This is a genomic window from Vibrio mexicanus, assembly GCF_001012815.1.
GTDB classification, from domain to species: domain Bacteria; phylum Pseudomonadota; class Gammaproteobacteria; order Enterobacterales; family Vibrionaceae; genus Vibrio; species Vibrio mexicanus.
Genome location: NZ_JYJP01000111.1, coordinates 38,605 through 62,092 on the forward strand (window position 1 = coordinate 38,605; position 23,488 = coordinate 62,092).

General features: G+C 46.6%; 19 protein-coding genes and 5 pseudogenes. 19 read left to right on the forward strand and 5 right to left on the reverse strand.

Annotated elements, in window-relative coordinates; translation table 11 throughout:
- The first annotated feature begins 110 nt into the window (after positions 1-110).
- The 9 genes and pseudogenes from UA76_RS22620 (at position 111) to flhB (ending at position 7,744) form a co-directional block, all read left to right on the forward strand.
- The gene (locus tag UA76_RS22620; protein WP_052772087.1) at positions 111-2,201 is read left to right on the forward strand and encodes a flagellar hook-length control protein FliK; all 2,091 of its coding nucleotides are present in this window, start codon (positions 111-113) and stop codon (positions 2,199-2,201) included.
- A gap of 31 nt (positions 2,202-2,232) precedes the next feature.
- A complete protein-coding gene (gene fliL / locus UA76_RS17460) occupies positions 2,233-2,730 on the forward strand; it encodes a flagellar basal body-associated protein FliL (protein ID WP_047048804.1) in 498 nt (165 codons plus the stop codon).
- Between the two features lie 7 nt (positions 2,731-2,737).
- Positions 2,738-3,784, forward strand: a complete 1,047-nt coding sequence (gene fliM / locus UA76_RS17465; RefSeq protein ID WP_047048806.1) for a flagellar motor switch protein FliM — start codon at positions 2,738-2,740, stop codon at positions 3,782-3,784.
- A 14-nt stretch (positions 3,785-3,798) separates the two neighbouring features.
- Entirely contained in the window at positions 3,799-4,209 is a 411-nt protein-coding gene (fliN, locus tag UA76_RS17470; RefSeq protein ID WP_047048809.1) for a flagellar motor switch protein FliN, read from the forward strand.
- A 54-nt stretch (positions 4,210-4,263) separates the two neighbouring features.
- Positions 4,264-4,659 (forward strand): flagellar biosynthetic protein FliO, encoded by a 396-nt coding sequence (gene fliO, locus UA76_RS17475; RefSeq protein ID WP_047048813.1) that lies wholly within the window; start codon positions 4,264-4,266, stop codon positions 4,657-4,659.
- On the forward strand, positions 4,634-5,533 hold the full coding sequence (gene fliP / locus UA76_RS17480; protein WP_047048815.1) for a flagellar type III secretion system pore protein FliP: 900 nt from the start codon (positions 4,634-4,636) through the stop codon (positions 5,531-5,533). Before fliO ends, fliP begins: the two co-directional genes overlap by 26 nt.
- Before the next feature lie 13 nt (positions 5,534-5,546).
- On the forward strand, positions 5,547-5,816 hold the full coding sequence (gene fliQ / locus UA76_RS17485) for a flagellar biosynthesis protein FliQ (protein WP_047048818.1): 270 nt from the start codon (positions 5,547-5,549) through the stop codon (positions 5,814-5,816).
- An 11-nt stretch (positions 5,817-5,827) separates the two neighbouring features.
- Positions 5,828-6,613, forward strand: coding sequence for a flagellar biosynthetic protein FliR (fliR, locus tag UA76_RS17490; RefSeq protein WP_047048820.1), 786 nt, complete (start codon positions 5,828-5,830; stop codon positions 6,611-6,613).
- Position 6,614: 1 nt separating this feature from the next.
- Positions 6,615-7,744: pseudogene (flhB, locus tag UA76_RS17495) on the forward strand (flagellar biosynthesis protein FlhB).
- A gap of 119 nt (positions 7,745-7,863) precedes the next feature.
- Here flhB and smrB read toward each other — a convergent pair.
- A complete protein-coding gene (gene smrB, locus UA76_RS17500; protein ID WP_047048823.1) occupies positions 7,864-8,394 on the reverse strand; it encodes an endonuclease SmrB in 531 nt (176 codons plus the stop codon).
- 62 nt (positions 8,395-8,456) lie between these two features.
- On the opposite strand from smrB, the gene prmB reads away from it, so the two are divergent.
- Positions 8,457-9,389 carry a 50S ribosomal protein L3 N(5)-glutamine methyltransferase gene (gene prmB, locus UA76_RS17505; RefSeq protein ID WP_047048827.1) on the forward strand — a complete coding sequence of 311 codons (933 nt, stop codon included), beginning with the start codon at positions 8,457-8,459 and terminating at the stop codon, positions 9,387-9,389.
- A 212-nt stretch (positions 9,390-9,601) separates the two neighbouring features.
- The gene (aroC, locus tag UA76_RS17510) at positions 9,602-10,693 is read left to right on the forward strand and encodes a chorismate synthase (RefSeq protein ID WP_047048831.1); all 1,092 of its coding nucleotides are present in this window, start codon (positions 9,602-9,604) and stop codon (positions 10,691-10,693) included.
- A 21-nt stretch (positions 10,694-10,714) separates the two neighbouring features.
- Here aroC and UA76_RS17515 read toward each other — a convergent pair whose 3' ends face one another.
- Positions 10,715-11,443: a substrate binding domain-containing protein gene (locus UA76_RS17515; protein ID WP_272946031.1), complete on the reverse strand. Its 729-nt coding sequence runs from the start codon at positions 11,441-11,443 to the stop codon at positions 10,715-10,717.
- Positions 11,444-11,458: 15 nt separating this feature from the next.
- Positions 11,459-11,578: pseudogene (locus UA76_RS25255) on the reverse strand (LysR family transcriptional regulator); the annotation flags it as partial.
- A gap of 170 nt (positions 11,579-11,748) precedes the next feature.
- On the opposite strand from UA76_RS25255, the gene UA76_RS17520 reads away from it, so the two are divergent.
- Positions 11,749-12,480, forward strand: a complete 732-nt coding sequence (locus tag UA76_RS17520; RefSeq protein ID WP_047048833.1) for an SDR family NAD(P)-dependent oxidoreductase — start codon at positions 11,749-11,751, stop codon at positions 12,478-12,480.
- Between the two features lie 67 nt (positions 12,481-12,547).
- Here UA76_RS17520 and UA76_RS17525 read toward each other — a convergent pair.
- Positions 12,548-13,170: pseudogene (locus UA76_RS17525) on the reverse strand (trimeric intracellular cation channel family protein).
- 220 nt (positions 13,171-13,390) lie between these two features.
- Here UA76_RS17525 and UA76_RS17530 point away from each other — a divergent pair.
- The 3 genes from UA76_RS17530 (at position 13,391) to UA76_RS17540 (ending at position 14,916) form a co-directional block, all read left to right on the forward strand.
- The gene (locus UA76_RS17530) at positions 13,391-13,921 is read left to right on the forward strand and encodes an elongation factor P hydroxylase (protein WP_047048860.1); all 531 of its coding nucleotides are present in this window, start codon (positions 13,391-13,393) and stop codon (positions 13,919-13,921) included.
- An 18-nt stretch (positions 13,922-13,939) separates the two neighbouring features.
- Positions 13,940-14,212 carry a YfcL family protein gene (locus tag UA76_RS17535; protein WP_047048836.1) on the forward strand — a complete coding sequence of 91 codons (273 nt, stop codon included), beginning with the start codon at positions 13,940-13,942 and terminating at the stop codon, positions 14,210-14,212.
- Positions 14,213-14,391: 179 nt separating this feature from the next.
- Positions 14,392-14,916 (forward strand): NADPH-dependent FMN reductase, encoded by a 525-nt coding sequence (locus tag UA76_RS17540; RefSeq protein WP_047048839.1) that lies wholly within the window; start codon positions 14,392-14,394, stop codon positions 14,914-14,916.
- Positions 14,917-15,016: 100 nt separating this feature from the next.
- On the opposite strand, the pseudogene mnmC reads toward UA76_RS17540, so the two are convergent.
- A pseudogene (mnmC, locus tag UA76_RS17545) lies at positions 15,017-17,037 on the reverse strand (bifunctional tRNA (5-methylaminomethyl-2-thiouridine)(34)-methyltransferase MnmC2/FAD-dependent 5-carboxymethylaminomethyl-2-thiouridine(34) oxidoreductase MnmC1).
- Between the two features lie 128 nt (positions 17,038-17,165).
- Here mnmC and fabB point away from each other — a divergent pair.
- From fabB to UA76_RS25800, 4 genes and pseudogenes are all read left to right on the forward strand, one after another.
- On the forward strand, positions 17,166-18,377 hold the full coding sequence (gene fabB, locus UA76_RS17550; protein WP_047048841.1) for a beta-ketoacyl-ACP synthase I: 1,212 nt from the start codon (positions 17,166-17,168) through the stop codon (positions 18,375-18,377).
- Positions 18,378-18,692: 315 nt separating this feature from the next.
- Positions 18,693-19,838, forward strand: coding sequence for a 4-phosphoerythronate dehydrogenase (locus tag UA76_RS17555; RefSeq protein ID WP_047048844.1), 1,146 nt, complete (start codon positions 18,693-18,695; stop codon positions 19,836-19,838).
- Positions 19,822-20,835: an aspartate-semialdehyde dehydrogenase gene (locus UA76_RS17560; protein ID WP_047048847.1), complete on the forward strand. Its 1,014-nt coding sequence runs from the start codon at positions 19,822-19,824 to the stop codon at positions 20,833-20,835. Before UA76_RS17555 ends, UA76_RS17560 begins: the two co-directional genes overlap by 17 nt.
- A gap of 250 nt (positions 20,836-21,085) precedes the next feature.
- Positions 21,086-22,409 (forward strand): annotated as a pseudogene (locus UA76_RS25800) (FimV/HubP family polar landmark protein); the annotation flags it as partial.
- Between the last annotated feature and the right edge of the window lie 1,079 nt (positions 22,410-23,488).

A 23,488-nucleotide genomic window follows, 5' to 3' on the forward strand; every position in this document is an offset into this window, starting at 1 on the left:
AAGCTTATATCCTCACTTTCTTTGGCTCAATTCTTGCTAATTTCTCCTCATATAAGAACTGTTTTCCGGTTTTTTGGATAAGCACTGTCTGTTTTGTTGAGAGCGAACTTATGAACGTAAATCTAACGCCAGTTACTGACGCGAGCAAAACCACCAAAGTGGCGAGTGAAGGCGGCGATAAAGCTGTCGAATCTTCGGAGTCAGGAGGTTTCTTCTCCAAACTCAAATCTTTGATTTCAGGTGAAGAGCCTAAGGGCGATGCTACTGTTAAAGGTGGTGAGAAAACTGCCAAGTCAGAGGCAAAAACGGACGCTAAGTCTGAAACTTCTGATGCTTCAAAAGCTCAAGTGTCTGAGAAAACAGCAGAAAGTGAATCAACGAAGAAAGTGTTAGCAGCTACCGATGGAGAAGATGCTAACACCAAGGGCGCGAAGTCGGCGAAAACAGCAAAGGCCTCCGATAGTGATGTTGAGCAAGTTGCTAAATCCAAAAATAATTCAAAGGCGACCGGCGAAGACGACACAAAAGTCCAGTCTCAGAAGCAGGCCAAACAAGCTATGGATGAAGGCGATGAATTACTGACTCGCTTAAATGATTCTAATAATTCGCTCAAAGACAAAAACGGCAAAGCTTTGCCACAAGATGCTGAAGACTCGGCTCAATCCCAGGTTAAACAATCAAGCTTGACCGAAAGCTCCAATGTTGTTGCTAAGCAGAATCAGGGTAAAGCTGAAGGACAAGCACAGTTAGCGGCCGAAGGTGCGGTTGCAACCAAGCAATTGAAGAATGGCCAACCTTTACCTGAACAGCAGCAAGCGGCAGAAGCAAGTAAGGCCACAGTAGCCGCCCAATCTGGGCAAGTCCAAGAAAACGGACAACAGTCTAAGGTTGCCAGTAATGCCTCCAATGATGAAGTCCCTGAATCTTTAAAGCCGTTTATTAAGCAGCAAGGAGATGGCCAAGGTAAAGGTGAGCAGTATGGGGCAGCGATGTCTGAATCAGACTCTACGGCTCCTAGAGGCGTTGTAGCCGGTGTAGCTGCAGCTCGTATTGCTGAACATGAAGCGAACAAAGAATCATTGAATTCAGATAAATTAACAAAAGGGCAAGATGGAGAAACTTCAGCCAAAGTCGCTGGATCTATGGGCGCTGCGGCGGTTTCACAAAGTGGTCAACTCCAACAGCCTAATAGTCAGGGAAGCATAGCTAGCGGCCAACTAACAACACAGAGCATAGATTCGGCAGCGAGCTCTGCTGATATCCCCTCTGAAGTTGCTCCTACAGCAATAGCATGGGGAAGCCCTGCGCCAACTGACCCGAAAATGGCTATCGATTCAGCGTTAACGCCTGAGAAAATGATGCAAAGCCAAGCGCAGCAGCAAGTAACACCAAATACGGCAGCCTTGATGGCCGGCAGTGCAGCAGCGATAAATGCAGCGCAATCATCGCAAGTGGCTCAGCCGAATGGTACGCCACCAGCACTTGATACTAACGCAATGAATAATCCTCAGATGCAAGCGATGCTAGCTCAAGGTGCTGTTCCACCAACAGTATCGGCGAACGCAAGTAATCAGGCGGCATTAAAAGCAGCATTAGGCGTCGGAGCTGCAGCAGGTTTGGCTGAGTCTGGTAAGTCTAAAGACAGCAAAGATGCCAGCTTAGCCGCTCAACTTGGCGCAGCGGCAGGCGCACAGCAATCGATGCAAGGCGCACAGGGAGCGCAAGGTAGCGTGACACGTGCAGAGGCTGCACAAGTTGCACAAACACCAATGCAATTGACTCGCGAAATGGCAGGCGATCAAGTGGCAGAACGCGTCCAGATGATGATGTCTAAAAATCTGAAGAATATCGATATTCGCTTAGACCCGCCCGAGCTTGGCCGAATGCAAATTCGCATGAACATGAATGGTGATGCGCCAACGGTTCAGTTTACGGTTAACAATCAACAGGCAAGGGATGTGATTGAACAATCAATGCCAAGGTTGCGTGAAATGATGGCTCAGCAAGGTATACAATTAGGTGACGCCTCTGTTTCGCAGCAAAGTAGTGGTCAACAAGGTCGCTATGCTGCTGGAAATGGCGCCTCAGATGGTCAAGGGGTAGGCGGTCAGCAAGGGATTGATGAAGAAAATCTTGAACCAGACGTCAATCTTGATTTGAATGTCGCATCAAAGCGTGATGGAATTAGCTATTACGCTTAAACTATAGAAAAACAAAACGATAGAGTTAGATATGGCGGTTGAAGAAGTCGACACAGAAGCGCCCAAAGGGAAAAGCAAGCTTCTAATAATCATTATCGCGGTCGTTGTATTATTGGTCGGGGGTGGCGGTGCTGCCTTCTTCCTAATGGGATCAGACGATGAAAGTGCACCAGCAGAAGCCCAACAAGAAGTTATGGTCGAGCCAACCGACCCTGTGGCTTACGTCAACATTGCACAGCCTTTCCTGTTTAATGTGACGGGTGATAAGAAAGATCGCCTCGTACAGATTAAAGTCCAACTCATGGTTAGAGGCAGCGAGAACGAAAACCTTGCTCGTTACCACTCACCACTGATAGAAAGCTCGCTGCTTGGTACATTTGCTTCGGCAACCGTGGACCAATTGCGTTCGGCAAATGGACGTGTTGAGTTGCGCGACAAAGCAACGGAAGACATCAAAGCGAGTTTAACTCGCGCGGTAGGACAGCCAGTGATTGAGCGTGTGCTATTTACTGATTTTGTAATCCAATAGGTGATACGTGACCGATCTATTAAGCCAAGACGAGATTGATGCGCTCCTTCACGGGGTAGATGGGGTCGATGACGAAGAGGAAGAAGTTGAACAGGCCGTCGAAGGCGCCGTCAATTTTGATTTCTCTTCCCAAGACCGTATTGTTCGTGGTCGAATGCCGACCCTTGAACTTATCAATGAACGTTTTGCTCGCCACTTAAGAATCAGTTTGTTTAACATGCTGCGTAAGACGGCGGAAGTGTCCATTAACGGCGTACAGATGATGAAGTTTGGTGAATACCAAAACACCTTGTACGTTCCGACCAGTTTGAACATGGTTCGTTTTAGACCGCTAAAAGGTACTGCTTTGGTCACCATGGAGGCGCGTCTTGTCTTCATTCTTGTAGAGAACTTTTTTGGTGGTGATGGCCGATTCCACGCTCGTATCGAAGGTCGTGAGTTTACCCCGACAGAGCGCCGAATTGTTCAGCTTCTTCTGAAAATTGTTTTTGAAGACTACAAAGAAGCTTGGTCACCTGTCATGGGTGTCGAGTTTGAATACCTTGACTCGGAAGTTAACCCGAGTATGGCGAACATTGTGAGTCCAACAGAGGTGATCGTTGTCAGCTCATTCCATATCGAAGTAGACGGCGGTGGCGGTGACTTCCACGTGGTAATGCCATACTCCATGGTAGAGCCAATTCGTGAATTGCTCGATGCGGGTGTTCAATCTGACAAGATGGAAACCGATGTTCGTTGGAGTTCGGCGCTTCGTGAAGAGATCATGGATGTGCCCGTTAACTTCCGCGTTAACCTTTTAGAACAAGATATCTCGCTGCGCGACCTTATGGAGCTGCAAGCGGGAGACATCATTCCAATTGTGATGCCTGAAAACGCCACCATGTTTGTTGAAGAACTGCCAACCTTCCGAGTGAAGATGGGACGCTCTGGCGAAAATATGGCGGTTCAGGTATCAGAGAAAATCAAACGCCCAGACGTGGTGAAAACCGATCTGGCCTTCTTGGGTAAAGACATCATGTCTGAGTTCGAAGAAGACACTGGTGATGAAGAATAGAGTAGGAAAGAACAATGGAACCAAGTGACGACCAAAAACTTGCCGACGAATGGGCGGCAGCATTGGGTGAAGACCCAGCGGCACCAGATGTGGATGTCGATGATGTCCTAGCGGCTCCGCTTGACGAGCTTGAAGACACTTCGTCGCCAATTTCAGAAGATGAGCGCCGTAAGCTCGACACCATTTTGGATATTCCGGTGACCATCTCGATGGAAGTCGGCCGTTCTCAAATCAGCATTCGTAACTTGCTTCAACTTAACCAAGGTTCAGTTGTTGAACTAGAGCGAGTAGCGGGTGAGTCGCTCGATGTACTGGTTAACGGCACTTTGATTGCCCACGGTGAAGTGGTTGTCGTGAATGACAAGTTTGGTATTCGTTTAACCGACGTAATTAGCCAAACTGAGCGTATTAAGAAGTTGAGATAATGGTGAGTGCGTACTTACCAAGAAATGGTTTGCTCAATGATCAAAAGGTGACGTATGAAGCCTAAGTGGTTAGGGCTTGCCTTTATGCCCTCTAGCGCTTTAGCAACAACGACAAATCAAATAGATTTAGCGACCACTTTCGGGTCGCTTTTGTTCGTTATTGCCTTTATTTTCTTCATTGCATGGCTACTCAAGCGCATGCGTGTGCCAACTCTTATGAATCAGAAAGGGTTGTCGGTGGTTCGCCAGCTTCCGGTGGGGACCAAAGAGCGACTTATGATCGTTCAGGCGGGGGATGAGCAGTTTTTAGTCGGTGTGACGGCGCACTCTATCAACATGCTGTCTAAATTGGAGAAGCCACTTACTCAGGAGGAGTTGGAAACCAGTCCATTTTCAGGTCAGCTTTCCCAGCTTTTGAAAAAGAATGACAAGACTAAAGCATCTCATTAATCAGCACTTTATTAGTCAGCAGCTTAGAAGCCTGCTTGTGCTTTTGATTTTGGTGGCATTTGCTCCATTGGGTTTAGCGCAAGAAGAGCTTGCCACAACCATTCCAGCTTCAACTGTCGGCTCTGAGAGCGTGACAGTTACCGAGATGCAAAGTGAACGTGGTGCATCCAGCATGACCGCCTCGGGAAGCAGCGCGGGTGGTGGCATCCCAGCCTTCACCATGACGACCAATCCAGACGGTAGTGAAGACTATTCAATAAACCTACAGATTCTGGCTTTGATGACCATGCTAGGCTTCTTGCCTGCCATGGTCATTTTGATGACCTCTTTCACGCGAATCGTGGTGGTGATGTCGATCTTAAGGCAGGCGATGGGTTTACAACAAACGCCTTCGAATCAGGTCATTATTGGTATTTCGATCTTTTTGACCTTCTTCATCATGTCACCGGTTATCGACAAGGTTAACGAGACAGCTATTCAGCCCTATATCAATGAGCAGATCACCGCGCGAGATGCTTTTGATATTGCGCAAGAGCCGATGCGCGCTTTCATGCTGAAGCAAACGCGCGTGAAAGATTTGGAAACGTTCGTTAATCTTTCTGGCTCAACCGCTACCTCGCCTGAAGAAGTATCGATGGCGGTGTTGATTCCAGCCTTCATTACCTCAGAGCTGAAAACGGCATTCCAAATAGGGTTCATGCTGTTCTTGCCGTTCTTAATTATTGACTTGGTTGTGGCCTCTATCCTGATGGCAATGGGTATGATGATGCTATCTCCAATGATCGTTTCATTGCCGTTTAAGCTCATGCTGTTTGTTCTGGTCGATGGATGGAACTTGATTCTCTCTACCTTGGCCGGCAGCTTTGCCTTGTGACGGGAGATAACGTATGACTCCTGAACTAGCCGTAGAACTGTTTAGAGACGCCATTTGGGTTGTACTGATAATGGTGTGTGCCATTATCATCCCAAGCTTGATCATTGGTTTGGTTGTTGCGATTTTCCAAGCGGCAACTTCTATCAACGAACAGACGCTGAGTTTCTTACCAAGACTTATCGTGACGCTTGTAGCCTTGATGGTTTTCGGCCACATGGGGACACAAATGCTCATGGAGTTCTTCTTTTCTTTGATTGAGCGCTTACCTGAAGTGCTTTATTAGAGGGGCGAAGCATGGAGTACCCGACAGACGTTGTTCTCAACTGGATAGCTAACTACTTTTGGCCCTATACACGCATTGGCGCGATGCTGATGGTGATGTCGGTAACGGGTGCGCGTTTTGTTTCAACTCGGGTGAGACTCTACCTTGGTTTGGCGATTACTTTTGCGGTGATGCCAGTTATTCCTGAAGTTCCTCAAGAGATTGAGCTATTTTCTCCTTCTGGTTTTATCATCCTGCTTGAACAGGTCATCATTGGCGTTGCGATGGGGACGATTACTCAGTTCATCATTCAAACCTTTGTTATGCTTGGTCAAATCTTAGGTATGCAGTCGAGTTTGGGTTTTGCATCCATGGTTGACCCCGCAAACGGACAGAATACGCCGCTATTAGGTCAGCTATTCATGTTTTTAGCGACCATGTTTTTCTTGGCAACCGATGGTCACTTAAAGATGATTCAGATGGTGGTGATGAGTTTTGAAACACTGCCGATTGGAACGGGTTCCATTGCGGTGGCTCAGTTTGAAGAGATCGCCAAATGGCTCGGCATCATGTTTAACGTATCTTTGAGTATGTCTTTGTCTGGCATTATCGCACTGCTTACCATCAACCTGTCTTTTGGTGTGATGACCCGTGCTGCGCCTCAGCTTAATATTTTCTCGTTAGGTTTTGCCTTTGCTTTGTTGGTTGGTTTGTTGATCTGTTGGTATATCATCAGCGGCCTGTATAGTCAGTATGAGCTATATTGGATGCAAGGTGAGCAGCAGATTTGTGGCTTAGTGAATATAGAGGGTTGCTAATATGGCTGAATCAGACGGTCAAGAACGTACAGAAGACGCCACGCCCAGACGCTTGCAACAGGCTCGTGAGAAGGGGCAGGTTGCAAGGTCAAAAGAGTTAGCGTCGGTTTCGGTTTTAGTTGCGGGTGCGGTTGGCTTGATGTGGTTTGGGCAGTATTTAGCTTCGTCTTTGTATACCTCAATGTCTCGGATATTCTCGCTTAGCCGTGAAGAGATTTTTGACATCACTAAGCTGTTTGATATCGCTTTTTCGTCGTTAGTTAATCTGCTTTGGCCACTTATCCTTGTGTTGGTTATGCTATTTATTGCCGCGTTGATTGGAGCCGCGGGGGTTGGTGGCGTCAGTTTTTCAGCGGAAGCCGCTCGGCCTAAGCTTTCCAAGATGAATCCACTGAGTGGCCTTAAGCGCATGGTGGGCATGCAAAGCTGGGTTGAATTGATTAAGTCGATACTCAAAGTGGCTTTGGTATCAGGCATGGCTTTTTACCTTATTTCAGCCGCGCGCGTGGATCTGATTCAGCTTAGTCATGATGTCTACCCACAGAATATCTTCCACGCTTTAGAAATCCTGCTTAACTTTATTCTACTAATAAGCTGTACCTTGCTAATCGTGGTGGCTATTGATATCCCTTTTCAAATTTGGCAGCACGCTAACCAACTGAAGATGACTAAGCAGGAAGTCAAAGACGAATTTAAAGACACCGAAGGTAAGCCTGAAGTGAAAGGGCGCATCCGTATGCTTCAACGTGAAGCTGCTCAGCGCCGAATGATGGCCGAAGTACCGCAAGCGACGTGATTATTACCAACCCGGAGCATTTCTCCGTGGCGCTACGCTATAAGCAAGATACCGATAAAGCGCCTGTGGTAGTGGCGAAAGGTGTGGATCATATGGCGCTGAAAATTCGAGAAGTGGCGAGAGAGCATGATATCTACGTGATTCCGGCACCACCGTTAGCCCGTGCTTTGTATCATACTTCGGAGCTTGAGCAAGAGATCCCTGATGGTCTGTTTACTGCAGTGGCTCAGGTGCTGGCTTATGTCTTCCAGCTCAAGCAATACCGCAAGCGCGGTGGGGAGCGGCCCAAGCTTCGTCCGGAGAACATGCCGATTCCACCAGAGCTGCGCCACTAGGTTAAACCGCGCAGTTCAAGACAGAAAAAGCGACCATGGGGTCGCTTTTGTGATTTATGACGCTGCAGTTATGCGTTATTTCTCAGAATTTATCTCGCAGGTAATTACTTCTCTGGCTATTACTTCTCAGGTATGGAAAGCAGCACTAACAGTGCTCCGTCGCCACCAAATTCCAGTGGCGCTTGGTGGAAAGCCATCACGTCTGGATGTTGTGCTAGCCACAATGGCGTTTTCTGCTTAAGAATATGCTTACCAATACCGTGTTGGACGCACGCACAATGCACATCATTCTTAATGCAATAAGCGATCATCGCGCCCAGCTCTCGTTTGGCTTCGTTCTGCGTCATACCGTGCATATCCAGGAACACGTCAGGGACATAGACGCCGCGACGCAGCCTCTTCACTTCATATGTTGAAACATCATCACGTGCATAACGCGTTGGGCCGTCTTCGCTGAGTAAGGGCACAAACTCATCTGAGAAATAGAATTCCGTATCGCTGGCCTCACGCGCGCTACGCTTGATTTCTTTTTGCTTAGTATTTCTTTTTGGTTGCTGGACTATGGTATCCTGTTGCAACTTTTTTACGCCCTTTACTGCATCCTTGAATAAGGCGAAATCGTCATCGATGTCGGTGTCTTTTTTGCTCATCGGGATCTAAATAATCATTTAAAATTGAATTAGCAGTATTGTAGCGCTTTTCGGAGGCAATTTTGGATAAGATTTTTGTAGAAGAAGCGGTATCAGAACTTCATACCCTTCAAGATATGATTCGTTGGACTGTGAGCCGCTTTAACGCAGCAAACCTATTTTACGGTCACGGTACTGACAATGCGTGGGATGAAGCGGTTCAGCTAATCTTGCCAACACTCTACTTACCAATCGACGTGCCTTCACATGTTTTGAACTCTCGCCTAACCAGTAGCGAGCGTCTGCGTATTGTTGAGCGCGTAGTTAAGCGTATCAACGAGCGCACTCCAACGGCTTACCTAACCAACAGTGCTTGGTTCTGTGGCCTTGAATTCTTCGTTGATGAACGCGTACTCGTGCCTCGTTCACCAATCGGTGAGTTGATTGAAGCTGAGTTCCAGCCTTGGTTAACCGAAGAACCTACTCGCATTATGGATCTTTGTACCGGCAGTGGTTGTATCGCGATTGCTTGTGCTCACGCATTCCCAGATGCAGAAGTGGATGCGATTGATATCTCTACGGATGCGCTTCAAGTTGCCGAGCGTAATGTTCAAGACCACGGTATGGAGCAGCAAGTATTCCCAATTCGCTCTGATTTGTTCCGCGATTTACCAAAAGATAAGTACAGCTTGATTGTGTCTAATCCACCGTATGTGGACGAAGAAGACATGAATAGCTTACCGGATGAGTTTACTCATGAGCCTGAGCTAGGTTTGGCTGCCGGTACTGATGGCCTTAAACTGGTTCGCCGTATTTTAGCCAATGCGCCAGACTACCTAACGGATAGCGGCATTCTTATCTGTGAAGTGGGTAACTCTATGGTTCACATGATGGAGCAATATCCGCATATTCCGTTTACCTGGATTGAGTTCCAAAACGGTGGCCACGGTGTGTTCATGTTAACGCGTGAACAAATGCTAGCGCATGCTGAAGAGTTTGCGTTGTACAAAGACTAATCGCTTTTACATCCATTAAGTATATAGAAACACCAAGCTTGTAGCCGTTTGCTGCGCTTGGTGTTTTTTTATGCGTGCAAAATCGTGTTTAGGGGTTTACATCAAAGCGCAATAAAGCGACTATGAATTTATTAGTAATTGAAGTGTAAAACTATGTATACACACGATGAGCGTGTGATTCGATACATAGGCGCAGTAAGTTTGAGGAAGTAATGGCAGGAAACAGTATTGGACAACATTTCCGAGTAACCACATTCGGAGAAAGCCATGGTATCGCACTAGGATGTATTGTGGATGGGTGCCCTCCAGGGCTAGAGATCACTGAATCGGATATTCAAATCGATTTGGACCGCCGTCGTCCGGGAACCTCTCGCTATACCACTGCGCGCCGCGAACCCGATGAAGTAAAAATTTTGTCGGGTGTCTTCGAAGGCAAAACAACGGGTACTTCAATCGGTCTTCTGATAGAAAACACAGACCAGCGCTCAAAAGATTATTCTGAAATCAAAGATAAATTCCGTCCGGGCCACGCAGACTATACCTATCACCAAAAATACGGTGTACGTGATTACCGTGGCGGTGGCCGTTCTTCAGCGCGTGAAACTGCAATGCGTGTGGCAGCGGGCTCGATTGCTAAGAAATACCTTAAGCAAGAGTTTGGTGTAGAGATTCGTGCTTACTTGTCTCAAATGGGTGATGTGTCGATTGATAAAGTCGATTGGGACGAAATTGAAAACAACGCTTTCTTCTGCCCAGACGTTGATAAAGTGGAAGCGTTCGACCAACTGATTCGTGATTTGAAGAAGCAAGGTGACTCAATCGGTGCCAAGATCCAAGTTGTGGCAACCCAAGTGCCTGTCGGCCTAGGTGAACCAGTGTTTGACCGTCTAGATGCTGACATTGCCCACGCGCTGATGAGCATCAATGCAGTAAAAGGCGTTGAGATTGGTGATGGCTTTGATGTCGTCAGCCAAAAAGGCAGTGAGCACCGTGACCCACTGACTCCAGATGGTTTCGCAAGTAACCATGCGGGTGGTATTTTAGGCGGTATCTCTACTGGTCAAGATATTGTTGCGAATATCGCGCTTAAACCAACGTCGAGTATTACTGTACCGGGTGAGACGATCACTAAATCTGGTGAGAAAACGGAGCTCATTACTAAAGGTCGCCACGACCCATGCGTTGGCATTCGCGCAGTACCAATTGCAGAAGCGATGTTAGCCATTGTTGTGCTGGATCATCTGCTTCGTCACCGTGGTCAGAACCACGGAGTGACAACAGAGACGCTCAAATCTAAGCTTTGAAAGCAGAACATCAAACGCAGCCTATTGGCTGCGTTTTTTTTGGTCAAAGTATTTAGGCAGAGATTGCGCTAATGACTCCCAAATCGCTTTACTTGCCTTAGAGCGCGTTGCGCGGCCAAGGCACAGCAGTTGGATAGGAACGGATTGACCAGAGGTATAATCTGACAAGATCTCGACCAGTTCCCCTGAAGAAAGCTCTTGGCTGATAAAGTGGGGGTCGATCATCGCGATACCCAAACCGGACTTCAGCATAGTGACCAAGGCTCTGGCATCATTACAGCAAATCGAGCTGTCGACTCGAATTGACTCTAACTTCCCATCTTCATCGGCGAACTGCCAGCAATCGAAATGGCTGGTTCTGCTTTTGAATATTAAGCATTGATGAGCTGTTAGCTCCCTTGGGTGCGATGGACTAGAAGCACGACTAAGATAGTCAGGGCTTGCGACAAAGCACATTCGTTTCTCACCGATTTTTCTCGCCAGCATTGGCGAATCAGGCAGGTGTCCAATTCGAATCGCAATATCGATGCCTTCTTCAATTAAATCGACATTACTGTCATCGAAATTAAGCTCTAGTTGAATGTCGGGAAAGGCCTCTCGAAGGTAACCAAGCTCTGGCAACAGGTAATTTTGCCCAAACAGGGTAGAGCAACTGACTTTTACGCGTCCCTTAGGGGTTGATTGATTGTCACTAATGTAATCTTCTACGCTTTCCAATAATGGTAATAGGTTGCCCGAGATTTCAAACAAGTTCTCGCCACTTTCGGTAAGCGAAAGCTTACGAGTCGTGCGCTGAATTAGCCTTTGATCAACCAATTGTTCCAGTTGACTGATTTTTTTACTCACAGAGGAGCGGGGTAAACCCAGTTGATTGGCTGCTGCGTTGAAACTGCCAGCGAGATAACTTGGCGGAAAAGTGCTAAGTGAGGCAGCAGTTTATGAATGTCGAGAGTATTGGTTCTCATATAGAAACAAACATGTTCGGTTTTGATGTCTAATCATGGCTAATAGCTTGGTTTAATCTATCACTTCAATCAAGTCAAAGGAGTGAGAATATGAGTCAGAACAAAATCTTAGTGACAGGGGCAACGGCCGGTATTGGTTTGGCAACAGCAAGAGCTTTGGTCGAACAAGGAAACAGAGTTGTGGTAACGGGACGTAGTCAAGATAAGTTGGCATCGGTTCGACATGAGCTAGGAAGCGACGTCGTTACTCTTTTATGCGACAACGAAAACCGAGACCAAGTCGATGCTTTAGGCAGCGAATTACACAAGCAAGGTATAACTCTAAGTGGCGTGGTTCTTAATGCGGGTGTTTTCTTTCCCAATGCTTTGAGTGAAACTTCTCATGAAGATTTTGATAAAACGATAGACACTAACTTCCGAGCGCCTTTGTTTACGATTCGTTCATTGCTTCCTGTGTTGGAGAATCCGGCGAGTATTGTATTGATTTCAAGCCTTGCGGTGAGAAAAGCCTTCCCGCAGAGTTCGCTGTACACGGCAAGTAAGGCAGCTTTAGAAGGCCTAATGGGAGTGTTGAATCAAGATTTGGCAGACAGAGGCATTCGTTTAAATAGTATTCGCCCGGGCGTCACCGCGACGGAAATCCAAGCCAAAGCAGGAATGGATTCTGAAAGTTACGCGCAACTAGAGCAAAGTATGGCAGCCTTGCCTTTAGGTCGCATGCTAACACCAGAAGATATGTTGCCATCTATCTTAATGTTGCTGTCAGAGAAAACAGAAGGTGTGCGTGGAGCAGCGATAGATGTTGACGCTGGGTTTAACTAAATCGAGATTTTTTAAAAAGCAGGTGATGAGTATCACCTGCTTTTATTGATTTAATAGTACCGAAAAATTAATGCAAAGCTTCTTCTGCGTCCAATTGAAACGAAGGTAGTCGCCATTGGAAGCGAACTGCCGCCATACGCAGCGTGTAACCAGCCACTATGGTTACGATTGTTGCTGTCAGATCGCCGATACCGAAATGCAGCATCGTCAAGTACAAGACAGAAGCGACAAGGGCGACCGACGCATACAGTTCTTGATGCAACACTAACGGCGTTTGACGACAGATTAGATCGCGCAGTAACCCGCCAAAGACCCCAGTAACGAGCGCTGCGACCATGCAGATAATCGCATGATGGCCCATTCCCATCGCCACTTTTGTGCCTATGATGCTAAATACAACCAGCCCTAATGCGTCTAGACGAATAAATAGCCCTTTAAGCTTGAGTACCCATTTAGCCAGCCCTGTCGTCACAATTCCCGCGAGGCAAGTAATCACCAGAAAATGGGGTTTTCGACCCAACCTAGTGGGTAGTGCCCAAGTAAAATATCGCGAACGGTTCCACCACCAATTGCTGTGGCACTGGCCACTAGCATAACGCCAAACCAATCCATGTTGCGGCGTCCTGCGCTGAGCGCACCGGTCATCGCTTCTGCCGTAATACCAATGATATATAAAACACTCAGTAACATAGGGTTCACTTCTATTAAATAGGTGGGTATATGTTGAAGAAGGCGAGAGTGTAGTGTTCAAATGCCACTTTGACGAATGAGTTTTTGTACACACGAAAACGTTTGTTGGATTATTAAAACTAATGAATATGCAGTGATACGTGGCTGTTGAGATTCGCTTTACCAAACGGGGCAATTAATGCGAGAATTCCCGCCTAGTAGAGCTTCTAACACGATTGACATGACGCACCAGTACCAAGATCTGATAAACATCTTTGATGCCACATTTTATGACACCTTTAATACTCGTTTGGAGCTAGGAGGGGATGAACCCATTTACCTGCCTGCTGACGAGGAACATGCGCATCATCGAATTATCTTTGCTCGCGGTTTTTATGCGTCAGCCCTTCACGAGATAGCCCATTGGTGTGTGGCCGGCCCTCAAAGAAGGCTGCAAGAAGATTTTGGTTATTGGTATGAGCCAGATGGCCGCAGTGAGCAAGTTCAAGCGGAATTTGAGAAAGTCGAAATTCGTCCACAAGCCTATGAATGGATCTTGGCCAAGAGCGCGGGTTTTCCCTTTAATGTGAGCTGCGATAACCTCCATGGTGAGTTTGAGCCGGACCGCATCGCCTTCATGGGAAAAGTTCATAAAGAAGTCATGCGCATTTTGGAAGGCGGTTTACCACCAAGAGTGGCTATGTTGTCTGAAGCGCTTCGCAAATTTTATAACACGGCAGAGTTAGCCCCTGAGCAGTTTGTCGTAAGTTGATTAAGGAAAGAAATTCCAATGATTATTGAGTTTGAAGAACAATTATTGAATGCCATCGATGAAGGGATTGAATCCGCCTCTGATGATGAGTTGTTTGCTGGTGGTTATTTACGTGGCCACATATCTTTGTCGGCTGCAGCCTGTGAGGAAGAAGGCATTGAGGATCTCGCTGAATTTGAATCTCGTATCAACAAGAGCCTTGAAAACGCTCGCAGTGAGCTAACCCCTGCAGACCAAGTTATTGTTGGTGATTTGTGGTTAGAGCTTAAGAACCGCGTGGCTTCTGCCTAACGAATCATCGCTGTAGCGCAGTGTGTTTAACTTGGCAGTGCTTTTTGATTGGCACTGTTTATAGATTGATTGAGGCTAAGTTCTAAAAATCTGAACAACTATAACAATTCTGAATGGTTGCTTAAGAAGTGTGCTGATGTAATCTATAAACATCAAAGGGAAAGACGGAATATAACATTATGAAAATCATCGCATTTGGTGCCAGCACAAGCTCTACATCTATCAACAAAGCATTGGCGACTTACGCTGCAAACTTAGTCGAAAACGCTGAAGTCACTGTTCTCGATATCAGTAACTACAACGTGCCTATCTTCAGTGAAGATACGGAAAAAGAAATTGGCCAAGCTGAAGGTGCGCAAGCATTCCTAAATGATTTGGCACAAGCAGACGCGTTGGTTATCTCATTTGCAGAGCATAATGGCCACTATCCAGCTGCATACAAGAACTTGTTTGACTGGGCGACTCGTATTGAGCGCAAAGTGTATGGTGAAAAACCAGCAGTCTACCTTGCCACTTCACCAGGTCCGGGCGGTGCTCAGAACGTCTTAGGCGCTGCAGTTGGCTCGGCCCCGTACTTCGGTGGTAATGTAATCGATTCGGTTTCTGTTCCAAGTTTCTACGACAACTTCGACCTAGAAAGTGGCGCAGTGACCAACGAAGAGATCGCTGCGAAAATCAAAGCAGCGGTTGCGAAACTGTCTTAATAAAGATTGTAAAAGTGAATTCTCAAAGGCCTCGAATTATCGAGGCCTTTTTCGTTTGGTTGTGCAGCAGATTTTATGTTAGTTACTACCTATCGGTAACTTACAGCTCAGTGAGCGCTTTGCCCTTGCGAAGCTTTCTGACCCACATTTTACTCGGGTGTAAGCTGTCTAACACATCAACGGGAAGAGGAAGCGGATCGCCACAGATCTGAGAGGCAAGCAGCTCGGCCATTAATGGTGCAGAACTTAAGCCTCGAGAGCCTAACCCCAAGAAACAGAATAGATTAGGGTACTGAGTGATGGTTTCAATCTCACTCTCCGGCTGATTTTTTAGGTCAGCGTATTGCGCTTTGATGGCTTCGAAGTCGCCGACATTGCCGACGAATGGGAGATGATCTCGGCTAACGCAGCGCACACCCTGCCTTGACTGGTTGTCACTGGTATCAACATCATGAACCCAAGGCTGTTCTGGTAAACATTTTTTGAGTTTTTCGCCATTGTCCTGTTGCGCTAGTGGGTCAAAGACTTGGTCGATGTTACTGCGATCATAACTGGCACCAATGCAATGGGTTTGTGTATTGGCATTTTGCGGCGTCATGTAGCCGTCATAACAAAGCACCGTTTTTAACTTGGTTAGTGCTTCAGTAGTTGGAACATGGCTGACCTGCCCTTTTACTTTTCCAAGTGGTAGGTGCTGGGTTTGGTTAAACTGATCAAATTGATGCCCGTTAGCCACGACGACGGCTTGATGATTGAATGTCTGCTGAGAGGTTTCGAGTTGCCATAATTGGGTGTTTTCATCGAATCGAATATTGTCAATTGGTGTTGAGTAAACAACCTCAAGTTTGCCTTGTTCAACCAACTTATCAATGATGCCCTGGGTCAGTTGGGCAGGACAAAGCCATCCACCCAACGGGTAGGACACGGAGGCAGAGCTACAAGGTAAGCCAACAATGCCATCTGTTTCTTGCTCGTTGTGATGGCTAATCAACTCAGCGGGAAAGTTACCCTTGAGCATGCGTGTTAATTTCTTCTCGGCGTCTTCATTCCACATCAGTTGTGTCACGCCGCACCAGTCATGGTCAAAGCTAATCTCATCTGCACATTGCTCAACAAACTGTCTCGCGAAAAGCATCCCCGGCGCAAAGACTTTTGACACACCAGAATGATCGCCATTAAGCAGAGGGTAGACTGCGCCTTGACGGTTACCCGATGCGCCTTGCGCCGCTTTTTCATCAGCGCAATATAGTGTGACTTTTACCCCGCGCCTCGCTAACGTTTTGGCCAGTGTGGCGCTGGCAATACCGCCGCCGATAATCGCAATATCTTCTGCCTGTGAAGAGGTTGCTTGTCTGGCGAAGTAGGGCTGAATGTTACTAAATGAGGTTTTGTTGCTGCGCGTGCCAGCAATCATTTCTCGCTTGGTGCCGAAGCCTTTGACTTTCTTCATGTCGAAGCCTGCTTCTATCAACCCACGGCGAACGAATCCTGCAGCCGTGAAGGTGGCACAGGTTCCGTCAGGCTTTGATAGCTTCGCCATGTTGTTGAACAGCTCTTGATTCCACATTTCTGGGTTTTTACTTGGGGCAAAGCCGTCGAGGAACCAAGCGTCAATAAGCCCGCCTTCTAGGGTAGGCACATTTGGCATGCAATCTTTGATGTCTCCAAACCACAAATCGAGCGTAATTGCGCCATCTTCTAGGACGATGCGATGACACTCTGGCACAGCAATCGGGTAGTGCTTTTGCAGTTTTTCGGCGTACTGAGCAACTCTGGCCAAGCAGTATGAGCTTGTTTTAGGTCATCTAAACTGAGCGGAAACTTTTCGAAACTAATAAAATGCAGTTCTTTTAGAGTCGATTCAGGGTTTTCTTTTCTAAACTTCTCGAACCATTGCCAAACCGCTAGGAAGTTAAGGCCAGTGCCAAAGCCTGTTTCCCCAATAGTGAAGCGACGTTTGTCATAGTCCTGCCATCTTTGTGGGAGATGATTTTGCAACAAGAACACATAACGAGTCTCTTCTAACCCGTTGACGTTAGAGAAGTAAACATCATCAAAATGGTCAGAGACAGGTGTGCCTGCTTCGTTCCAGTCAAGCTTTGCATTAGTAATCGAAGTCATAAATTAAGAATTCTGTGAGAATGTACCGTTTATAACGGGAGATTGTACGAATTTCTGGGAAAGCTGACCACTTCTGTTAGTCTTCTTAGTTATTATCTAGCGAAATTTTGAATTATTAGGATTGTCACATGAAACGAGTCGTAATCACCGGTATGGGTATTGTTTCAAGTATCGGTAACAACGTCGAAGAAGTACTTGCATCACTTAAGGCGGGTAAATCAGGTATCACAGCTTCAGAGCAGTTCAAGGAAAATGGCCTGCGTTCTCAAGTTTGGGGTAACCTAAAAATGAACCCAGCTGAGCACATTGATCGTAAAAAAATGCGCTTCATGGGTGATGCAGCGGCGTACGCTTACCTTTCAATGGAGCAAGCGATTGCAGACTCAGGTCTTACAGAAGATCAAGTTTCTAACGAGCGCACGGGTATCGTTGCTGGTTCTGGTGGTGCTTCTTCACTAAACCAAGTAAATGCAGTGGACATCCTACGTGAGAAAGGTGTTAAGCGCGTTGGTCCATACATGGTTCCACGTACTATGGCATCTACGGTTTCTGCATGTTTGGCAACTCCGTTTAAAATCCGCGGCGTAAACTACTCAATGAGCTCTGCATGTGCGACTTCTGCGCACTGTATTGGTCACGCAATGGAACTTATCCAACTGGGTAAGCAAGATGTTGTATTCGCAGGTGGTGGTGAAGAGCTAGATTGGTCTCTGACTATGATGTTCGACGCTATGGGCGCACTATCAACTAAGTACAACGACACTCCAGACCAAGCATCACGTACTTACGATGCAGACCGTGACGGTTTTGTTATCTCTGGTGGTGGTGGCATGCTGGTTATCGAAGAACTAGAGCACGCTTTAGCACGTGGCGCGAAAATCTACGGTGAGATAGTAGGCTACGGTGCGACGTCAGATGGCTACGACATGGTAGCACCATCGGGCGAAGGCGCAGTTCGTTGTATGAAGATGGCTATGCAAGACGTAGACGGCGTGGATTACGTGAACACTCACGGTACATCAACACCAGTTGGTGACGTTAAAGAGCTTGGCGCAATTCAAGAAGTCTTTGGTGGTAACAGCCCTGCAATTTCTGCAACGAAAGCGATGACAGGTCACGCTCTAGGTGCGGCAGGTGTACACGAAGCGATTTATTCAACGCTAATGCTAGATAACGGCTTTATTGCTCCAAGCATTAACGTAGCAAATCTAGACGAAGCTGCTGAAGGCCTAGATATCGTGACAGAAACTCGCGAACAAGAGCTAACAACAGTTATGTCAAACAGCTTTGGCTTTGGTGGTACTAACGCAACACTTGTGATCAAAAAGTATCAAAGTTAAGAACTGACCAAAGCTAAGAACTGATTCAGGCTACGGCCTAACAGTTTCCAGAGCTGATCCGCTTATGCATTCTGTTTTGCGATGCTTTGAGTGTTGCAACAATAGATAAGCAGATCGAACAGACGCAGACTTTGTCCCATGGAGAGCGGGACAAAATCCTTTTGTTCTGGATCTTTGCCCGGCTTTTATAGCCGGGCATTTTTATTTCAGCAGTATCGCGTTTTTACTCGACAGCGATCGGCGAATTTTGCACAATCTCTTCACACTTTTTAATGCCCCTGTTCTACGAACTTAAATAGCCCAAAGTAGCCAGTTATGAAAATACTCATTGATGAAAACATGCCATATGCTGAACAGCTTTTCAGTCAGCTTGGCGAAGTGGAATTGAAATCCGGAAGAACGTTAACCGCTGACGACTTAATTGACGTTGATGCCATGATGATTCGCTCTGTAACCAAGGTGAACAGCGAACTTTTGAGTAAGGCGAATAAACTGAAATTTGTTGGCACCGCAACGGCGGGGATGGACCACGTTGACCAAGCGCTGCTCAAAGAGAAAGGCATTTTTTTCACTGCAGCACCTGGCTGTAACAAGGTGGGTGTAGCTGAGTATGCGTTTAGCGTTTTAATGGTATTGGCACAACAACAAGGTTTTTCTGTTTTTGATAAAACGGTTGGCATTATTGGCGCCGGTCAGGTTGGGTCATACCTAGAAAAATGTCTGAAAGGCATTGGAATTAAGGTGCTGATTAATGATCCACCGAAACAAGCTCAAGGTGACACTCGTACATTTACCCCTCTTGAAACACTGCTTGAAGAAGCCGATGTCATCACAGTACATACGCCAATTACCAAAGATGGTGAGTACCCAACTCATCACCTAATCAATGAGCAAGTATTAAATAACTTGCGTAGCGATCAAATTCTAATTAATGCAGCTCGTGGGCCGATCGTTGATAACCAAGCCTTAAAGCGCCGTTTGCAACAACAAGATGGTTTTACTGCGGCTTTGGATGTGTTCGAGTTTGAGCCTGAAGTTGATATGGAGCTACTGCCTCTGTTAGCATTCGCCACCCCGCACGTCGCAGGCTACGGTTTAGAGGGTAAAGCGCGCGGAACCACGATGATTTACAATAGTTATTGTGAGTTCTTGGGTAACGGACTTTCTGCGCAAGCAAGTGATCTATTGCCGACGGCGCCAGTGCCAACAATGGTATTGGACCGAGCGTGGGATCATGCAACGCTGCACAATTTAACCCAGTTGATTTATGATGTGCGCAAAGATGACGCCTTATTCCGTCGCGAGATCCATAAACCAGGTGCTTTCGATATGATGCGTAAGCAATATTGGGACAGACGCGAGTACGGCGCAGTAACATTAGTGGGCGACTCACAGAGTAATCTTGAGCCACTCGCTGAACTAGGTTTTCAGGTTGAGGTAACAAATGAGCCAACAATTTAATATTGCCGTTTTAGGCGCAACGGGTGCAGTCGGCGAAACCATCGTAGAAGTTTTGCAAGAACGTAAATTCCCTGTTGGTGAACTTCACCTGTTAGCAAGTGAACGCAGTGAAGGTAAGACTTACCGTTTTAATGGCAAGACGGTAAAGGTGCAAAACGTTGAAGATTTTGACTGGTCTCAAGTTCACATTGCGCTTTTCTCTGCAGGTGGTGAGCTGTCTGAGCGTTGGGCACCAATCGCGGCAGATGAAGGTGTTGTTGTTATCGATAACACGTCAAAATTCCGTTATGAGTACGACATCCCGCTGGTTGTTCCAGAAGTTAACCCTGAGGCGATTGCAGAGTTTCGTAACCGTAATATTATTGCAAACCCGAACTGTTCAACTATTCAGATGTTGGTGGCTTTAAAGCCGATTCACGATGCTGTGGGTATTGAACGTATTAACGTTTCTACTTATCAGTCAGTTTCTGGCGCTGGTAAAGCGGGTATTGACGAGTTAGCGGGTCAAACGGCTAAACTACTTAACGGTATGCCAGCGGAACCTGAGAACTTCGCGCAGCAAATTGCCTTTAACTGTATTCCACAAATCGATGAGTTTACCGAGAACGGCTACACTCGCGAAGAGATGAAGATGGTTTGGGAAACTCAAAAGATTTTTAATGATGCGTCAATTACAGTGAACCCAACTTGTGTACGTGTTCCTGTGTTCTACGGTCATGCAGAGTCTATCCATCTTGAAACTCGTGCTCCGATTGGTGCTGAAGAAGTCACCAACCTTCTTGATCAAACTGAAGGGGTTGAAGTGTTCTATGGTAATGACTTCCCAACACAAGTTCGTGATGCTGGCGGAAAAGACACGGTTTTAGTTGGCCGTGTACGCAATGATATTAGCCACCATAGTGGTGTAAACCTTTGGGTTGTAGCTGATAACGTGCGCAAAGGTGCCGCGACGAATGCAGTACAAATTGCCGAAGTATTGATTAGAGATTATTTTTAATTCAATCAATAGCTTTGTAGAAAAGCCTCGCCAGAAATGGTGAGGCTTTTTTTATTTTTTAACCCTAGCTCACAGAGTCAAATCGTGGGATGAACACAAATCGACCTTTTTGCCTAAATTTAATGTGAGATTACTGCGAATATCGCGCAAGCAACACATTTTTAGGCTTGTACCCTATAGTTTTACGGGCTTTATCCGATATATTAGGCAGATCTCTATATTTTTAATTAAGCACATAGCTGAGCCTTATATGCGTCAATTTTTAAAACATCTACTGGTGCCTCTTGTTCTAGTAGCTGTGACTCAGATTTCATTCGTTAGTGCAGAAAGTATCCGCCTTACTGGGCCGAATGGTGAACTCCAGACTTCACCACAATTTTCTGAGCCTGTTACTCGCAATCGCTTTGCTAGTAATGAGCCATCTCAATTTTACGGTCCGACTTCCAGTGATGAAACGCTGTGGAGAATTGCCTCTCAACTGCGACCAAATAATCAAGTGTCTGTTCAACAGACACTTCTTGCTATCTACCGCTTAAATCCGCAAGCGTTCGAAAATCAAAATATCCACACCCTCATTCCGCAAAGTACATTGCGTATCCCTTCTTTGGCACAAGTTACCAGCGTATCGACTCAAGAAGCCGTGAACATCATGCTGCGCATCAGGCTCGCCTTGATGGCACTAATGTGCCGACTGCTCGTCCTGTTTCGACTCCTGCAGCGGAGGCTGCGCCAAGCCAACCATCATCTGAGCAATCAGCGTCTACGTCATCAAAGCCAGAAATGTCAGCTCCAGACAGTGACGCCATGGTGAAACCTGCAGAACCAGAAATGGCGAAGCAGGGATGAAAGATGAAAATGCAGGAGAAGTTGAGCAGCTAGAACAGCAACTGGAAGTTTCGGAAGGCGAAATGATGGCGCTAGAAGAGCGCAATCATAAACTGAGATTGATGCTGGCCGACGTCCAATCTGAAGTCGATGTGCTCAAAGATGAGTTGAGCGATGAGGAACGAATCAAGACTGAAGTTGAGAAGCTTCTTGCTCAGGAACGCGAGCGACTCAACAAAGAACGCCAGATGGCCCCAACCTTGGTCGATCAACTTCTTTCAAACGGCTGGTTGGTTGCAGCATTAGCGATCATTCCAGGTTTATTGATTGGTTTAATCATTGTTCTATTGCTGGGCAGAAGATCTGGTTCAGACGAACAAGCTCCGAAAGAAGTTAAAACGGAAGACGCACCAGAGCCTGTGGCACCGATCGCGCCAATGGATGACGATATCGATGATGAGCTTCTACTTGATGATGACCTGTTTGGTGACTCAGATTCGGATGAAGAGCAGCTGTTTGGCGATGAAACAACGCTGGAAGATGAAGAAGATGATGTCTTTGCCGATCTTGATGATTCCGAACTGGATTTCAGCCTAGAGGGCGAAGACAACGACGACCCATTTGCTGGAATTGGTGATGACGGCGATCTAGATGCCGATCTCGCCGATTTAGATAGTTCTTCAAGTGGTGTCACAGCTAATGCCGAAGACAAGGCGCTTGGTCTGGAAGAGATGGAGCGAGCGTTAGATGAAGTTGCAAATACCGACGAAGCTCCGGAAGCTGAATTCGACCTCTCTGATGATAACGCTATGTCCGCGGAGGACATTGAGTCACTGCTTGCTGGTGATGAAGAAACAGAAGATCTAGGCGATGATGCGCTAGACCAGTCACTGCTCGATGAATTGCTGACTGAGGCCTCGGATGACGATAGTGCTTCAGATGATGACTTTGATATCGACAGCCTGTTAGACGAGAACAGCTCAGATATCGATCTGGGGGATTCTAACTTTGCATCTGACGACGAAATTGACGACCTGTTTGCGCAAGTCGAGGCTCAAGCTGATCTCGAACAACTTGAACAGAACGCCATCGATGATACGGCATTACTCGATGAAGCATTGGACTCGGGTGAGGTCTCTCTTGACGAAGACAGCACCGACTTACTCGATGAACTGCTTGAAGAATCGGATACACATCAATTAGCTGAAGACGACCAACTTGATACTGGGGCTTTCGACGAGCTGTTAACCGAAGACTTTGATCTTGACGATGGCAGCTTAGATGAGGAAAGCACAGACCTTCTTGATGAAATGTTAGAGGCTGATGACTCTGAATTACTCGGTGCCAATGATACAGATACCCTCGATGAACTATTAGACGGCAGTACTGAAGAGAATAAAGTCGCGCTCGAAGAAGATAGCACCGACTTACTGGATGAGCTGCTTGATGAAGCGTCTTCTGATTCTGATGACATCGACCTTTCGAGTAATTTCGATAGTGATGGCTCCGAATTCTTGTCGGAACTTGATGAGATTGAGCAGCAATCTGAAGCCGAAACAACACCTTTGACAGACGCTGATGATATTTTGGCAGAGTTTGCTGAAGATACAGCTGCCGAAAGTACAGTTTCTGAAGAACTTGAAAACAACGAGTTAGAAGAGAGTTTATCTCCTGAAATCGACGCCCAAGAACTTGATTTAGATGTCGAGGCCGCAGAGAGTTTCGATGAACTCGCAATAGACGAATTGGTTGATGAAACCGCTTCTGAAAATCAATCAGAAAGTGCTTCAGAAACAGTTGAAACCGATAGCGATGAGCCAGAAAATGT

Excerpts from the sequence above, each read along its gene's own strand:
- fliQ (WP_047048818.1), top strand. The coding sequence starts at position 5,547 with ATGACTCCTGAACTAGCCGTAGAACTGTTTAGAGACGCCATTTGGGTT.
- UA76_RS17540 (WP_047048839.1), top strand. The coding sequence starts at position 14,392 with ATGAAAATCATCGCATTTGGTGCCAGCACAAGCTCTACATCTATCAAC.
- UA76_RS22620 (WP_052772087.1), top strand. The coding sequence starts at position 111 with ATGAACGTAAATCTAACGCCAGTTACTGACGCGAGCAAAACCACCAAA.
- aroC (WP_047048831.1), top strand. The coding sequence starts at position 9,602 with ATGGCAGGAAACAGTATTGGACAACATTTCCGAGTAACCACATTCGGA.
- fabB (WP_047048841.1), top strand. The coding sequence starts at position 17,166 with ATGAAACGAGTCGTAATCACCGGTATGGGTATTGTTTCAAGTATCGGT.
- smrB (WP_047048823.1), bottom strand. The coding sequence starts at position 8,394 with ATGAGCAAAAAAGACACCGACATCGATGACGATTTCGCCTTATTCAAG.
- fliL (WP_047048804.1), top strand. The coding sequence starts at position 2,233 with ATGGCGGTTGAAGAAGTCGACACAGAAGCGCCCAAAGGGAAAAGCAAG.
- fliO (WP_047048813.1), top strand. The coding sequence starts at position 4,264 with ATGAAGCCTAAGTGGTTAGGGCTTGCCTTTATGCCCTCTAGCGCTTTA.
- UA76_RS17535 (WP_047048836.1), top strand. The coding sequence starts at position 13,940 with ATGATTATTGAGTTTGAAGAACAATTATTGAATGCCATCGATGAAGGG.
- UA76_RS17560 (WP_047048847.1), top strand. The coding sequence starts at position 19,822 with ATGAGCCAACAATTTAATATTGCCGTTTTAGGCGCAACGGGTGCAGTC.
- fliN (WP_047048809.1), top strand. The coding sequence starts at position 3,799 with ATGGAACCAAGTGACGACCAAAAACTTGCCGACGAATGGGCGGCAGCA.
- fliP (WP_047048815.1), top strand. The coding sequence starts at position 4,634 with ATGACAAGACTAAAGCATCTCATTAATCAGCACTTTATTAGTCAGCAG.
- UA76_RS17520 (WP_047048833.1), top strand. The coding sequence starts at position 11,749 with ATGAGTCAGAACAAAATCTTAGTGACAGGGGCAACGGCCGGTATTGGT.
- fliR (WP_047048820.1), top strand. The coding sequence starts at position 5,828 with ATGGAGTACCCGACAGACGTTGTTCTCAACTGGATAGCTAACTACTTT.
- UA76_RS17530 (WP_047048860.1), top strand. The coding sequence starts at position 13,391 with ATGACGCACCAGTACCAAGATCTGATAAACATCTTTGATGCCACATTT.
- UA76_RS17555 (WP_047048844.1), top strand. The coding sequence starts at position 18,693 with ATGAAAATACTCATTGATGAAAACATGCCATATGCTGAACAGCTTTTC.